The organism is Pseudarthrobacter sp. P1 (genome assembly GCF_050156935.1).
GTDB lineage: Bacteria > Actinomycetota > Actinomycetes > Actinomycetales > Micrococcaceae > Specibacter.
This window is the reverse complement of record NZ_CP189584.1, coordinates 3,182,411-3,195,951: the sequence shown is the minus strand read 5'-3', so window position 1 is coordinate 3,195,951 and position 13,541 is coordinate 3,182,411. Positions and strand designations below refer to the sequence as shown.

General features: G+C 70.6%; 14 protein-coding genes. 10 read left to right on the top strand and 4 right to left on the bottom strand.

The features are described 5' to 3' along the window. Positions 1–223 precede the first annotated feature (223 nt). The 5 genes from ACQCSX_RS15080 to ACQCSX_RS15060 all read left to right on the top strand — a co-directional run bounded on the left by ACQCSX_RS15080 (position 224) and on the right by ACQCSX_RS15060 (position 4,872). Positions 224–790, top strand: a complete 567-nt coding sequence (locus tag ACQCSX_RS15080) for a hypothetical protein (RefSeq protein WP_427016092.1) — start codon at positions 224–226, stop codon at positions 788–790. Continuing rightward, positions 787–1,293: a CopD family protein gene (locus ACQCSX_RS15075; RefSeq protein ID WP_427016091.1), complete on the top strand. Its 507-nt coding sequence runs from the start codon at positions 787–789 to the stop codon at positions 1,291–1,293. Before ACQCSX_RS15080 ends, ACQCSX_RS15075 begins: the two co-directional genes overlap by 4 nt. 159 nt (positions 1,294–1,452) lie before the next feature. Beyond that, on the top strand, positions 1,453–2,757 hold the full coding sequence (locus ACQCSX_RS15070) for a uracil-xanthine permease family protein (protein WP_427016090.1): 1,305 nt from the start codon (positions 1,453–1,455) through the stop codon (positions 2,755–2,757). 133 nt (positions 2,758–2,890) lie between these two features. Beyond that, on the top strand, positions 2,891–3,808 hold the full coding sequence (locus tag ACQCSX_RS15065; protein WP_427016089.1) for an MTAP family purine nucleoside phosphorylase: 918 nt from the start codon (positions 2,891–2,893) through the stop codon (positions 3,806–3,808). Next, positions 3,805–4,872 carry an NAD-dependent epimerase/dehydratase family protein gene (locus tag ACQCSX_RS15060; protein ID WP_427016088.1) on the top strand — a complete coding sequence of 356 codons (1,068 nt, stop codon included), beginning with the start codon at positions 3,805–3,807 and terminating at the stop codon, positions 4,870–4,872. The genes ACQCSX_RS15065 and ACQCSX_RS15060 overlap by 4 nt, the downstream gene beginning before the upstream one ends. Here the strand turns inward: ACQCSX_RS15060 and ACQCSX_RS15055 are convergent. Next, positions 4,869–6,008 (bottom strand): sensor histidine kinase, encoded by a 1,140-nt coding sequence (locus ACQCSX_RS15055; RefSeq protein ID WP_427016087.1) that lies wholly within the window; start codon positions 6,006–6,008, stop codon positions 4,869–4,871. The two genes, ACQCSX_RS15060 and ACQCSX_RS15055, sit on opposite strands and share 4 nt — an antisense overlap. After that, positions 6,001–6,741 (bottom strand): response regulator transcription factor, encoded by a 741-nt coding sequence (locus tag ACQCSX_RS15050; RefSeq protein ID WP_427016086.1) that lies wholly within the window; start codon positions 6,739–6,741, stop codon positions 6,001–6,003. The genes ACQCSX_RS15055 and ACQCSX_RS15050 overlap by 8 nt, the downstream gene beginning before the upstream one ends. 122 nt (positions 6,742–6,863) lie before the next feature. On the opposite strand from ACQCSX_RS15050, the gene ACQCSX_RS15045 reads away from it, so the two are divergent. The 3 genes from ACQCSX_RS15045 to ACQCSX_RS15035 are packed head-to-tail and all read left to right on the top strand — an operon-like array spanning position 6,864 to position 9,336. Then, positions 6,864–7,679: a glycosyltransferase family 2 protein gene (locus tag ACQCSX_RS15045; protein WP_427016085.1), complete on the top strand. Its 816-nt coding sequence runs from the start codon at positions 6,864–6,866 to the stop codon at positions 7,677–7,679. Beyond that, positions 7,676–8,419: a TIGR04282 family arsenosugar biosynthesis glycosyltransferase gene (locus ACQCSX_RS15040; RefSeq protein ID WP_427016084.1), complete on the top strand. Its 744-nt coding sequence runs from the start codon at positions 7,676–7,678 to the stop codon at positions 8,417–8,419. The genes ACQCSX_RS15045 and ACQCSX_RS15040 overlap by 4 nt, the downstream gene beginning before the upstream one ends. Continuing rightward, the gene (locus ACQCSX_RS15035) at positions 8,416–9,336 is read left to right on the top strand and encodes a class I SAM-dependent methyltransferase (RefSeq protein WP_427016083.1); all 921 of its coding nucleotides are present in this window, start codon (positions 8,416–8,418) and stop codon (positions 9,334–9,336) included. Before ACQCSX_RS15040 ends, ACQCSX_RS15035 begins: the two co-directional genes overlap by 4 nt. On the opposite strand, the gene ACQCSX_RS15030 is transcribed toward ACQCSX_RS15035, so the two are convergent. Continuing rightward, positions 9,297–9,809, bottom strand: coding sequence for a hypothetical protein (locus tag ACQCSX_RS15030; RefSeq protein WP_427016082.1), 513 nt, complete (start codon positions 9,807–9,809; stop codon positions 9,297–9,299). The genes ACQCSX_RS15035 and ACQCSX_RS15030 overlap by 40 nt on opposite strands. Beyond that, a complete protein-coding gene (locus ACQCSX_RS15025) occupies positions 9,809–10,990 on the bottom strand; it encodes a molybdopterin-dependent oxidoreductase (protein WP_427016081.1) in 1,182 nt (393 codons plus the stop codon). Before ACQCSX_RS15025 ends, ACQCSX_RS15030 begins: the two co-directional genes overlap by 1 nt. A 112-nt stretch (positions 10,991–11,102) precedes the next feature. Between ACQCSX_RS15025 and ACQCSX_RS15020 the strand changes: the two genes are divergently transcribed. Together ACQCSX_RS15020 and ACQCSX_RS15015 are read left to right on the top strand one after the other, a co-directional pair. Then, positions 11,103–12,539 (top strand): glycosyltransferase 87 family protein, encoded by a 1,437-nt coding sequence (locus ACQCSX_RS15020; protein ID WP_427016080.1) that lies wholly within the window; start codon positions 11,103–11,105, stop codon positions 12,537–12,539. A gap of 126 nt (positions 12,540–12,665) precedes the next feature. Beyond that, positions 12,666–13,457: a MoaF C-terminal domain-containing protein gene (locus tag ACQCSX_RS15015; RefSeq protein WP_427016079.1), complete on the top strand. Its 792-nt coding sequence runs from the start codon at positions 12,666–12,668 to the stop codon at positions 13,455–13,457. The last annotated feature ends 84 nt before the right edge of the window (positions 13,458–13,541 follow it).

Genomic DNA, 13,541 nt, shown 5'->3' with positions numbered 1-13,541 from the left:
GTAACGGCGTGATCAGCCATGCCACCGCCAGGGCCGCCACCAGCCGCCCCCGGACTGGACGCGCGGCCCCACACCATTTCACGACATCCATTGAGGGAACCCCCATGCCAATTGCCCCTATCTCCATGCCCTGGCAGCGGCCGCACCGGCGCCGCCGGAAGGCAAGCAACTGATCGAATTCACCCACCTGGCCCTCGAACTGCTCGTACTGGGCGGCTTCCTGGTGGCGGCCTTGGCCGTGCTCGCGGCCATCGCCCGCTCAGGGATCGACGGCGGCTCGGCCTTCCTCGCCCAGCTGGGCCGACGGCTGCGGCTCACCCTGGGCGTTGCCGCGCTGCTGCTGGTGCCTGCCGCCTTCCTGCAGACCGGGTGGGACAGCGCCAAGGCGGCCAAGGCCACCCTGTGGGAGGGGTTCGCCCCGGCCAACCTGGCCGCGCTGTTCGCGACGGCACCCAAGGACGGCGAATGGATCGGCGCGGGCGGCGAGGCCACGCTGGCCGCCGTCCTGACGCTGGTGCTGGCAGCCCTGGGCGCCTGGCTGCTGGCCTCCGGCCGTGCACCGGGCTGGGGCGGAACCGCCCCCGCGCTGGCCGCCGTCGGCGCCATCGCCGGAACCGTGATGCTGCTTGAGCCGGCCCTGCCATCCTCGTTCACCGGCCTGAGCGTGCAATCCGTCCTTGGCCCGCTGGCCAGCCAGTTCCACATCCTCTCCTCCGCGGTCTGGGTGGGCGGGCTGGTCTTCCTGACCCTGCTGCTTCTGCCGGTGGCAAGAACCTCGGCACAGCATTGAAGGCCGCTGCCGCGGCGTTCTGGCCCGAGCTCTGGCAGCGGTTCTCCCTGTTGGCCATGGTCTCGCTGGGCGTCATCATCCTCTCGGGCGGCTGGCTGACGTGGGTCCACGTCGGCAGCCTCTCCCAGATGGTGACCACGCAGTACGGACTGGTGCTGACCGCCAAGATCCTGGTGGTGTTCGGCGCCATCAACCAGCTGCACCTGATCCCCGCCATCAACCGTGCCCGGGCGCACTCGCAGACCGACTCCGTGCTGGCCCTGGGCCTGGGCACCTGCCGCAAGACAGTGCTGCTGGAGGCCGTGCTGGGCCTGGTCCCCTTCCTCTCCGGCTCAGCCCGCAAGCAGGCAGCCGCCGACGCCGGGAAGGGCACCGTGGATGCGGCGTTTGGGCCGGCCGTGTTCGATGGCAGCATTCTGGCCATGGCCGTGGCCGGGCTGGCCGTCATGGCCCTGCTGTTCTGGGGATCCGCCAAGGCCGCCTACCGCCGGTCGGCCACCTAGCTCCTCCCCGCGGGGCAGGGATGGCGACGGCGGGAGGCGCCTCCCGCCGTCGCCGCCCACGCCCACAGGCTCCCCCGTCCTGCGCCCGGGATATCCGATGACCGATATCCTTGGCGATGGCCACAACCACCTTGGGGCGCAGATGAGAGGCATACACGCATGAGCATGTTGGGAACCCGCTGGACGGTCCACGGAGATGGCAAGACCATCAAACCCGGCGAGGTGGTGTCCCCCGGCGAGCGGCTGAGCTGGCCGCGCACCGTCGGCATCGGCCTCCAGCACGTGGTGGCGATGTTCGGCGCCACGTTCCTGGTTCCCATCATCACCGGCATGCCGCCGGCCACCACGCTCTTCTTCTCCGGCATCGGCACCCTGCTGTTCCTGGTGCTGACCGCGGGGCGGGTCCCGAGCTACCTCGGTTCCAGCTTTGCCTTCATCGCCCCCATCATGGCCTCGCAAAAGGAGTTCGGCGTCAGCGGCGCCCTCGGCGGCGTGGTGATGGCCGGCGTCGTACTGGCCCTCATTGGCCTGGTGGTGCAGAAGTTTGGCGCGGGCTGGATCAACCGGCTCATGCCGCCGGCCGTCACCGGCACCATCGTGGCGCTGATCGGTCTGAACCTGGCCCCGGCGGCGAAGAACAACTTTGTGGCCGCCCCCGTCACCGCCACCATCACGCTGGTGGTCATCATCCTGGTCAGCGTGCTGTTCCGCGGCATCCTGGGCCGGCTCGCCATCCTGGTCGGCGTGCTGGCGGGCTACCTGGTGGCGCTGCTGCGCGGCGAGGTGGACTTCAGCTCCATCGATGCCGCCGCCTGGATCGGCCTACCGCAGTTCCAGACGCCCACCTTCCACATCGCCGTCGTCGGGCTCTTTGTCCCCGTGGTGCTGGTGCTGGTGGCGGAGAACATCGGCCACGTGAAGTCGGTGGCGCTGATGACCGGCAAGAACCTTGACCCGTACGCCGGACGCGCGCTGCTCTCCGACGGCATCGCCACCACACTGGCCGGCCTGGGCGGCGGCTCCGGCACCACCACCTACGCGGAGAACATCGGCGTCATGGCCGCCACCAAGGTCTACTCCACCGCCGCCTACTACGTGGCAGCGACGGCCGCCCTGGTGCTCAGCTTCTCGCCCAAGTTCGGCGCCATGATCGCCACCGTGCCCGTGGGCGTGCTGGGCGGTGCGGCCACGCTGCTCTACGGCATGATCGGCGTGCTGGGTGTGCGGATCTGGGTGCAGAACAAGGTCAGCTTCTCCAACCAGGTCAACCTGACCACCGCCGCCGTCGCACTGATCATCGGCATCGCCGACTACACCTGGACCATCGGCCAGCTGCAGTTTGCCGGCATCGCGCTGGGCACCGCCGCCGCACTGGTCATCTACCACGGGATGAATGCGCTCGCGAAGTGGCGCGGCACCGCCGTCGGCGCCGAGGAGCCCGAGACCGAGCCCGTGGCGTCCTAGGCCTCGTTGAGATGGACGTTCTTTCGCTTATCAGCGCGCGATAACCAAAAGAACGTCCATCTCAACGCCGGCGTTCGGGACTTGTAAGGATTCCGCCCGCGACGGCGGCGGCCCGGGTTGGCATGATGGGGTCATGGCCTCCCCCCTGAAACCCCGCGCCCGCATCGGCATCATCGGCGGCACCGGCCTGTACCGGCTCCCGGGCGCCGCCGTGCTGGACACGCTGGACATCGCGACGCCGTTCGGCCCGCCCTCCAGCCCCGCCACCCTTGCCCGGCTGGCAGCACCGGACGGCCCCGGCGGTGCGGACGGCCCGGTGGTCGCATTCCTGGGCCGGCACGGCCGCGGACACAGCATTGCCCCGCAGCAGATCAACCACCGCGCCAACCTCTGGGCCCTCAAAAGCCTGGGCGTGGAGGCTGTCATCTCCTCCGCGGCCGTGGGCGGACTGGTTCCCAGCCACGGAACCGGCACCTTTGCCGTGCCAGACCAATTCCTGGCCAAGACCTGGGGCCGGGCGGACACCTTCTACGATGGCTCGCTGCCCACCGGGGTGCAGCACCTGCCCGCCGCCGAGCCCTACAGCGCCCCGCTGCGCGCGGCGCTCATCGCCGCTCTGGAGCTGCTGGGCGAAGACTTCGCACCGGCAGCCACCGTGGCCGTCATCAACGGTCCGCGCTTTTCCACCAAAGCCGAGTCCGCGGCCCTGGTCCAGGCCGGTGCGCATCTGGTGAGCATGACCCAATACCCCGAGCCGGTGCTGGCGGCGGAGCTGAACATGCATTTCGCCGCGCTGGCGTTCATCACTGACGCCGACACCGGCCACGACGGGTCCGAACCCGTGACCGCGGAGCTGGTGCTCGGCCGTCTGGCGGCCGCGCAGCCGCGGATCCTGGCCGTGCTGTCCGAAGTGGTGCGGCGGGTGTCGGAGGGGCTGGCCGGCGCGGAGCCCGCGGACGACGGCGGAAGCTGGCGGATGGCCGCCATGCCCGCCGACGCCGTGGCCACCGTGATGGGCGGCGCGCCCCGCCGGGACCGGAACACCCAGTGAGGATTCTGGTCACCGGCGGCGCCGGTTTCATTGGCGGCCACATCGTCGATGCCGCCGTGGCCCGAGGCTGGAAGGTCCGGATCCTGGATTCGCTGGACCCGGCAGTGCACCCCGGCCCGCCATGGACCAACCCTGCCGCGGAACTGCTGGTGGGGGATGTTTGCGATGCAGCCACCGTGGCCTCGGCATTGGAGGGGATCGACGTCGTCGTCCACCAGAGCGCCAAGGTGGGTCTGGGCGTGGACTTCTCCGATGCGCCGGATTACATCCGCAACAATGACCTGGCCACGGCCGTGCTGCTGGCAGGGATGGCCTCGGCCGGCACGGACAAGCTGGTGCTGGCCTCCTCCATGGTGGTCTATGGCGAGGGGGCCTACACAGACTCTGCCGGGCGGCTGGTGCGCCCCGGACCGCGCCGGGTCGATGACCTGGAGCGAGGAATCTTTGACCCCCGGGACCCCACCACCGGCGAATTCCTGCTGCCCGCGCTGGTCACCGAAGACGCGGCGCTGGACCCGCGGAACGTCTACGCTGCCTCCAAACTGGCCCAGGAAAACCTGGCGTCAGCATGGGCCCGCTCCACCGGCGGAACTGCCATTGCCCTGCGCTACCACAACGTCTATGGCCCCCGGATGCCCCGGGACACCCCCTACGCCGGCGTGGCCAGCCTGTTCCGCTCGGCCCTCGCACGTGGGGAGGCGCCGCGGGTCTTCGAGGACGGTGGGCAGCGGCGCAGCTTCATCCACGTCGCCGATGTGGCGGAGGCGAACCTGTGCGCGATTGGGGCGTTGGCGGACGGCAGGGCCGTGGCGCCGGGCAGCTTCAGGGCATACAACGTGGGAGCCTCGGAGGTCCACACCATTGGAGAGGTGGCTGGGGTCCTGAGCGCTGTTGGCGGCGGCCCGGCCCCTGCTCTCACCGGGGAGTTCCGGCTGGGCGACGTCCGGCACATCACCGCCAGCTCGGCACGGGCCAAGGTCGAGCTGGGCTGGACTCCCCGGCACGGCTTTGAGGACGGCATGCGGGAGTTCGCCACCGCGCCGCTGCGCGGGGAACGGGCCTAGGCTGCCGGCCCCGGGTTTTCCTGCCCGGCGGGTATCCGCAACCGGAACCGGCAGCCACCCTCAATGTTGGCCACCTCCAGGGTGCCGCGGTGGGCCTGGACGATGCCGTGGACCATGCTCAGGCCAACCCCGGCACCGCTGTAGCGGGATTTGGTGCGCCCGGCGTCCTTCTGCCAGCCCGCGGTGAGCATCCGGGGCAGGTCCTCCTCCGGGATCCCGCCGCAGCCGTCGCGGACCTCCACCACCGCTTCGCCGGCCGTGGAGGTCACGGCAATGGACACGGTGCTGCCCTGGGCGCTGTACAGAATGCCGTTGAGGACCACATTGCGGATGGCCCGGGACAACGACGCCCCGTCGGCGGCCACCATGGTGGGCGCGACGGCGTCGCCGTTGATGGCAATGGCCCGGCTGGCCGCGACGGGGGCGAGGTCGGCTATTGCGTCGCTGACGACGTCGTACAGGTCCAATTGCTGGTGGTCCAGCACCAAGGTTCCGGCCTGGATCTTGGAGAGCTCCAGCAGGTCGTTGACCAGCACGGCCATCTGGTCGGCCTGGCCGATGATGCGCTGGTGGTAGCCGGACACGTCCTCGGCAATGCCGTCCTCCAGGGCCTCCGCCATGGCCCGCATGCTGGCCAGCGGCGTGCGCAGATCGTGCGACACCCAGGCCACCAGTTCACGCCGCGCGGCCTCCACCGCCAGCTCGCGCCGCCGGGACTCCTCCAGCTTGTGGCTGGTGGCGGCCAGTTCGGCGGCCAACGCAGACAGTTCCGAGGTCATTTTCCGTTGCGGTGCCACGGGCTCGCCGCGGCCGATCCTGGCCGCGTCCCCGGCCAGTCGCTTGGTGTTCCTGGCCACCCCCACTCCCAGCAGCGCGGCGACGGCGACGGACACGGCCGAGGCGACCGCCAGGATGAACCACATCACCTGCAGATCCGCCGCCGTGATGAACATGGCGTTGAAGGCACTCACCATCCCGGCCACCAGGATGGCCACGGTGGCCAAAACCACCAGCAGGATCTGCACCACAATCGAGGTCCGCCGGAGCAGGCGCTGCAGCACCACCGTCACGGCACCGATGGCCAGCGCCCATGACAGCACGACGGCGACAATGGTGAACAGATTGCCGCTAGTCATGGCTGGCCGGCTCCGTGCCGTCGTCAAACCGGTAGCCCACGCCCCACACCGTTTTCAACAGCACGGGCGCGGTGGGGTTGGCCTCGATCTTTTCGCGCAGCCTTCGCACGTGCACCGTCACGGTGGAAAGATCGCCAAAGTCCCAGCCCCAGACGGCCTTGATCAGGACGTCGCGGCTGAAGACCTGGTTGGGGCGGCGCAGGAAGAACGCCAGAAGGTCGAATTCGCGGGCCGTCAGGGTGAGGTTCTCATCGCGGTACCGAACGATCCGGGAGGCCGGGTTGAGCACAAATCCGGCCCGCTCCACGGGCTGCTCCGGGGTGAATTCCTTGATGCTGCGGCGCAGCACGGACTTCACCCGCAGCACCAGCTCGCGCGGGGAGAACGGCTTGGTCACGTAGTCGTCGGCACCCATTTCCAGGCCAAGGATGCGGTCGTCCTCGGTGCCCAGCGCGGTGAGCATGATGATCGGCATGGAGTGGGTGCGGCGGATCCGCCGGCAAACCTCCACACCGTCCAGGCCGGGCAGCATGCGGTCCAGGATGATCAGGTCGGGGTTGTGTGTCTGGGCCAGGTGGAGGGCGCTGAAGCCATCGCCGGCCAGGTCCACCTGGAAGCCGGCCTGCACCAGATAGTCGTGCACCACCTGGGCGATGGTGGCCTCGTCTTCAACGAGCAGGATGCGGCGGTTGCCAACGTCCCCGGCGTCCGTGTCGGGCTGGACAGTGTTCACGCTCCCAGCATAGGCTCGCGCGCGCCGCTGCGGGCCGGTTCCCGGCTGCCGGCGGGCAAGCGTCCCGGTTCCGTAAGGATTTCGGCCTGACGCGCCGGGCCTGCGGATTCTACCGTCGAAGGGTGGAGAAGAAGCAGAGTGGACCGGACGATGGAACCGGCGCGGCCGGGCGCCGCGGCGGATCGGACGACGACGCCGGGGGCGCGCCCGCCGTGCTGGTGGATGTGGTGCTGCCCTGCCTCAACGAGCGTTGGGCCCTTCCCCAGGTGCTGGGGGCCCTGCCGCGCGGATACCGCGCAATCGTGGTGGACAACGGGTCCACCGACGGCTCCGGCACGCTGGCCGCCAGCCTGGGGGCCGCCGTCGTTCTCGAACCGCGGCGCGGCTTTGGCGCGGCGGCGCATGCGGGGCTGCTGGCTGCCACGGCGGAGTTCGTGGCCTTTTGCGATTGCGATGGTTCGCTGGACCCTGCCCAGCTGGCGCCGATGCTGGAGCTGGTGCGCAGCGGGCGGGCCGATCTGGTCCTGGGCGCCCGCCGTCCGGCCCGCGGTGCATGGCCGATCCATGCCCGGCTGGCCAACGCACTCCTCAGCCGGCGGCTGCGCCGGCTGACCGGCTTTCCGGTGACGGATCTGGGACCGCTCCGGCTGGCCCGGCGCAGCGCACTGCTGGGGCTGGAGCTCACCGACCGGCGCAGCGGCTATCCGCTGGAAATGTTCCTCAAGGCCCACCGCGACGGCTGGCGCGTGGCCGAGGTGCCGGTGTCCTACGCTCCGCGCCTGGGCAAGTCCAAGGTGACGGGCACCGTGCGCGGAACCCTGACGGCCGTGCGGGACATGGCCGCACAGCTGGACGCCGCCAAACGGCGGCCCCCGGTCCCGACGGCCGGCAAACCCGCCGGTGGACCTCCGGCCGGCGCGCGTGGAGCCACGCCATGAACCTCACCATCGCCGTCATCGCCAAGGAATGCCTCCCGGGCAGGGTCAAGACCCGCCTCACGCCGCCGCTCACCCCGGCCCAGGCGGCCTGCCTGGCCCAGACCAGCCTCAGCCAGACGCTGGACACCGTCCGTGCCCTCCCCGCATCCCGGCACCTGCTGGTGTTTGACGGGGCACCCCACGACGGCGATGCCGCCGGATTTGAGGTTTGGGCCCAGGCGGGCGGCGGGCTGGATGAACGGCTGGCGGCCATTTGCGCACTGGCAGATGGTCCCCTGCTGATCGTGGGCATGGACACACCCCAGCTGTCCCGGGACCAGCTGGCTCCACTGCTGGCGGACTGGTCGCTCCCCTCGCCCCGCTGCGGGGCCTGGCTTGGCCCGGCGTCGGATGGAGGATTCTGGGCGCTGGGCCTGCACCGGCCGGACGGCTGGCTGGTCCGCGGCGTGGAAATGTCCACCGCCCGCACCGGGGCCGACCAACTGGCGCGGCTGCACGGGGCGGGCCTGGCCGTGGGGCTGCTGCCCACGCTGCGGGATGTGGACCATTTTGCCGACGCGTTGGCCGCGGCCACGCGCTGCCCCGGCACCCCGTTTGCCCGTGCCGTGCAGGCCCTGGCCGCCGCGCTGGCATCCCGGCCTGCAGGACCGGCGGGCGGTCCTCCGGCGGGCGGTTCTCCGGTCGGCGGTCCTCCGGCGGGCGGACTTCTCACCGGCCCGCGGCCGGCGGCACGGCGATGAGCGCCCAGACGGTGTCAGCAGATGCCGGCGCACCGCTCACCGCGCAGTTCGACACAAGACAGTTCGACACAGGACAGCCCGGCGCCGGGCTGTCCGACTCCGGGCAGCTCAACACAGGACAGTTCGACACAGGGCCCCTTGTCCCCGGCACCCGCCCGGCCGGCCCTTTCGGCCCGGCCGCCGTATTCGGCCAGGGCGGCAGGGAGCCGTACGCCGGCACGCTGGTGAGGGGCATGGGGCGGCTCACGCTGCGTCCGGTGCTGCCTTTGGCGCCGCCCGCGGCGCACGAGGCCGCGGCGCACGAGGCCGCGGCGCACGAGGCCGCGGCGCACGAAGCCGGGGTGCAGCAGGCCATCGGCCCTGTCCATTTCAGCGTGGGCGGCTTCTCGGCGCCTGCCACTGCCGGCGAGCGCGGGCTGCTGCGCACCCTGCGCGGCCCATTGCTGGATGTGGGGTGCGGGCCAGGCCGGATGCTGGCGGCCGCCCAGGAGCTGGGCCTGGCCGCAATGGGCGTTGACACCAGCGCACCCGCCGTGCGGCTGGCCAGGAACCGCGGCGCAGCAGCCATCCATGGCTCAGTCTTTGACCCACTGCCGCATGAGGGTGGTTGGGGCTCGGCCCTGCTGCTGGACGGCAACATCGGCATCGGCGGCAATGTGCGGGCACTGCTGGAGCGGGTAGGCTCCCTGCTGGCGCCCGGCGGACAGCTGCTGGTGGAGGCCGAATCACCCGATTCCCTCGATCTGGCCTATCTGGCCGTGCTCGAGGACGCCGCCGGGCGCCGCAGCGACTCCTTCCCCTGGGCCCGGGTGGGGGCGGCGGCGCTGGCCGGCCACGCCGCCCGGGCGGGTCTGGCCGTGGGAACCACCCGGCGGGTTCAGGGGCGTGTCTTCCTGGCGCTGGAGCGCCGGGCATAGAGGCCGGCGCTGGCAACGGCCACCGCCGCGGCGAGCGCAAGCACCAGCCAGAACAGCCCCAGGGCCAGCGCGTAGTCCCCCTGCAGCACCGTGCTGTTGGTGCCGCTTCCGCGGCCCGCGGGCTGGAGGACCTGCTGCGCGCGCAGCAGTGGCCCCGCCACCAGCGTCACCAGCGCCCCCACCAGCAGCGCCCCGCGCACAATCGCCCGCTGGGTCCGGCCCAGGCCGAACGTCAGCCGGGACAGGCCGCCGCCGGCGAGGGTGGTCAACGGGACCAGGACGCCGTCATGCAGCAACAGGGCGACGGCCAGCCAGGCCGCCACGCCGATCAACTGGTCCAGCGGCAGGTGGGCCAGCAGCCCCCAGGCGGCGTAGCCAAGCCCGGCCACGCCCAGGGCGCCCAGCACGGCCCGCACCCACCAGACGGTCCCGCGCTCCGCCGTCGTCGGCGGGTTCACCAGAGGCAGCCTCATCACAACACCTCCACCTTTTTCACCCATTTGGTCTGCAGCACGCCCGGGCGCCCCGGCGCGATGATCCGTGCCGGATAGCCATGGTCAAGGTCCAGCGGCGCGCCGTTAAGCTCAAGCGCCAGCAATGTCTTCTCGTCCTGGCTGTACGCCGCCGGCATGTACGAGCGCCCGTAGACGCCGCCCTGCTCCATGCTGGAAATCTGCAGCTCGGCATCCGCCGGCGCATCCACGGTGGCCATCAGGTCCCGGATCCGGACGCCGCGCCATTGCGCGCCCTGGCTCCAGCCCTCCACGCACGCGATGGGCAGCCCGTAGCTGTACTGCGGCAGGGCGGCCAACTGGGCCAGCGTGAACGTTTTCTCCCGGGTGTGCGATGCCACTGTCAGCACCCAGTCCGGGGCCAGCGCCGCCTCCCCCACGCCTGCCTGCGCCGCGGTCCGGTTGATCGGCACACCCTGTGGTCCGGTATCCATGCGCCGCGGGGCGAAAAGGTTCAGTCCGGCCAGCCAGGCGAAGGATTGCCCGGCGGTGGCCAGCACGACGACGGCGGTGCCGGCGGTGAGTGCCACCAGGAATCCCCGGCGGTTCCAACCCTCCCGGGCGGCCGGGCCGGCACCTGCCACCGGCCGGGCGGCGGCCGCCTCCGCCGCCCGGCTCCAGTGCGCTCTGATGATGGGCAGTTTGACGGCAATGTGCAGGGCCAGCGAGCCAATGACCACCCACGCCAGCCAGTAGTGGACGTCCTTGAAGGAGAAGGGCCAGGGGTACCACTGGAAGGTGTCGAGCAGGCCGATGGTGACCTCCACGAGGGAAGCGGCCACAAAAAGGGCAATCGACGCCCGTTCCAGACCATGCACCACGGACTTCAGCGGCGGCCAGCGCAGCAGCTCCGGGAAAACGGACCACATTTTGGCCAGCAGCAGCGGGACGGAGGCGATCCCGGTGGTGATGTGGATGCCCTGCGTGGCCACATACAGCCAAACGGGACGGGTAAGGAAGATCATCCAACCGGGCGGGTCCTGCAGGAGGTGGCTGAAAAGCCCCGTCAGAAAGCACACACTGAACGCGATGCCCAGCCAGCGGCCCAGCACCACCGTCAGCCGTTTGCTGCGCAAAGGGGAGGCGAACCGCTGGTTCACCGACTCCATCCGGCGCTGGAGGAGGGTGGTCAATCTGTCCATAGGGACATCAGACCACCGGCGCCCCGGCGCAGTCCCGGGCCAGACCTTACGAAAGGCGAACAGTCCCGGCTTTTCTGGTGTCCGGTGACGCATTTGGGGGCAGGATCGAGGGGTGAGACGTTCACTGCCCCGCGCCAACGGCGCCGGCCGCCCGCCGGAGGGTGCAGGCGCCACGCTGCGTGCGGGCGCCACCGTGGCGGCGCTGTCACTGGTGGCATTGCTCGCCGGTGTCCTCTCGTGGACCGTCGCCGCCGATCCGTCTGCGGAGTGGGTGTCACCGGTTGGCACGCTGGCGGCCTGGGCACTCTTTCTGCCGGCCGCCCTGGCGGCACGCCGGGTTCCCGCCCGGCACGCGGCCGCCGTGGTGCTGCTGGGTGCCCTGCTGCTGGGTGCCGCGGCCATCTCCGCCCCGCCCGCCACCAGCAACGACTCCGCCCGCTATGCCTGGGACGGCATCGTGCAGAAGGCGGGGATTTCCCCCTACCGCTATGTACCGGCCGATGAGGCGCTGCGTCCGCTGCGGCCGGCATGGCTGTTCCAGGATGCCGGACGGGCCCCTGGACAGGACGCTACCTGCCACACCAACCCCTTCCCCACCGGCACGGAGACCACCACCAACATCCCTGGCGGCGGCACCCTGTGCACGGCCATCAACCGCCCCACCGTGCCCACCGTTTATCCGGCCGTGGCGGAGCTGTATTTCCTCGCCGTGCGGCTGCTCCCCGGACCCGGGGTGGGATTCATTGCCTTCCAGCTGGCCGGGCTGCTGCTGAGCCTGGCCGTGACGGTGGCGCTGCTGGCGTTCCTGCGCCGCACCGGGCGGCCCGCACACCAGGCGGTGTGGTGGGCATGGTCCCCGCTGGTGGCCCTTGAGGCCATCAACGGTGCGCACGTTGACGCACTCGGCGCGGCGCTGGCGCTGGCCGCGGCGCTGCTGTTGGTGGGCGGGCGCACGCTGGGTTCGGGAATGGTCTTTGGCGCGGCAGTGGCCACCAAGCTGATCCCGGCGATCTGCGCCCCCGCCCTGCTCTACCGCCGGCCGGTCCGCTTTGTGGCCGCGGCAGTGGCCACCTTTGCGGTGGCGTACATACCGTATGTCCTCGCCAGTGGCTGGGCGGTGCTGGGCTATCTGCCCACCTACCTTAAATCGGAGGGGTACGACGGAGCGGACAGCCCGCGCTTCACGCTGCTGAAACTGGTGCTCCCGGCCAGCTGGTCGACGCCGGCGGCACTGGTGCTGCTGCTGGGTCTGGCCGTCTATGTCTGGCGGACCACCGACGCCGCCCGGCCCTGGGACGGGCAGGTCTTGATGGTCGGAGGGACGCTGCTGATCGTCTCGCCCAGCTACCCCTGGTACGCCCTGCTGCTCCTGCCGTTCGTGGCGCTGAGCCGGCGCTACGAGTTCGCCGCCATTGCCCCCGTGCTGGCGATGATGTACTTCACGGGCTCGCAACCCTATGGCCAGCTGGTGGCCAGGCTGGGCCTGGGCGCCGTCGTCGTGCTCCTCGTGGTTGCCACGCTTGTGAGACGACGGCGCACCCCGGGTTGAGAGGGAAGTCCTTCGCCCAGAGGCAAGCACAGCTCCCTGCCGGACAAGACCCCGGGACCGCCAAGGAGCAGACTCGAAGGGAAGCGGCCGCACGCGCGGCCGGACTCCACGAGCAAAGGATCCGCCATGGGCGCCAATCTGCAAGACACCTCCACCTGGCTGCCGCTGGACGGACTGGCCCCCGGTTTTGACGCCAACAAGGCCGCACCCGTGCAGGACCTGGACGGCCAATCGTTCCGGGTGGCGGGCGACGGCGGTCCGCTGGAAGTTTCGTTCAGCGGCGACAGCGTGCAGTGGAGCATGGCCGGGCGGTCCGGCACCGATCCCTGCGAGGTCTTCGCCGTGGCCGAGGACCTCTACTACGCCCAGTGGCACAGCGGTGCGGACGGGGCGTTCGCACTGTCCCTGTTCCTGGATCTGGCCAGCGGCCGGGCCCTGTCCATCACCGCCTTCCTGGGCGAGGCAGCCCAGGGCGAAACGGCCGTCCGGCACGTCTTCCACCCGGGCACGATTGACGGGATGGCGGCACGCGGGCCGGCGCTGGGCGAGACGGCGGCACTTCTCGGCCGCCGGGTGGAATGGGTCTACAGCCCCATCCACGCCTACGAGCACATCTACCTGAGCCCGCAGTGGTACACGTGGCAGTGCCTGGCCGGCCCCGAGCGCGGCCTGGCGGACACCGACACCAACACCACCTACCAGCTCCGCCCGGGCATCTACGTGTTCACCTGGCGGGAGAAGGTAATCCCCTGCGGATCCATCACCGTGGCGGACCACCGCGACATCACCGCGATCCGCTCGCACGGCTACCTTTTCGGCTGGAACGAGGCGGGCACCGATCCCGTACACTTCACCTTCGGCGCCCACGGCCGGCTGGTCAGCATGAGCCGGCACAGCGCAGGCCTGGAGCCCGCATAAGCCGTCCAAAGTTGAGGCGTGAGGTATTGCCCTTTAGGACGCTGCTAGGGTGTGTCTCCTAATCAGTGGTTTTGCGGTTTGGCA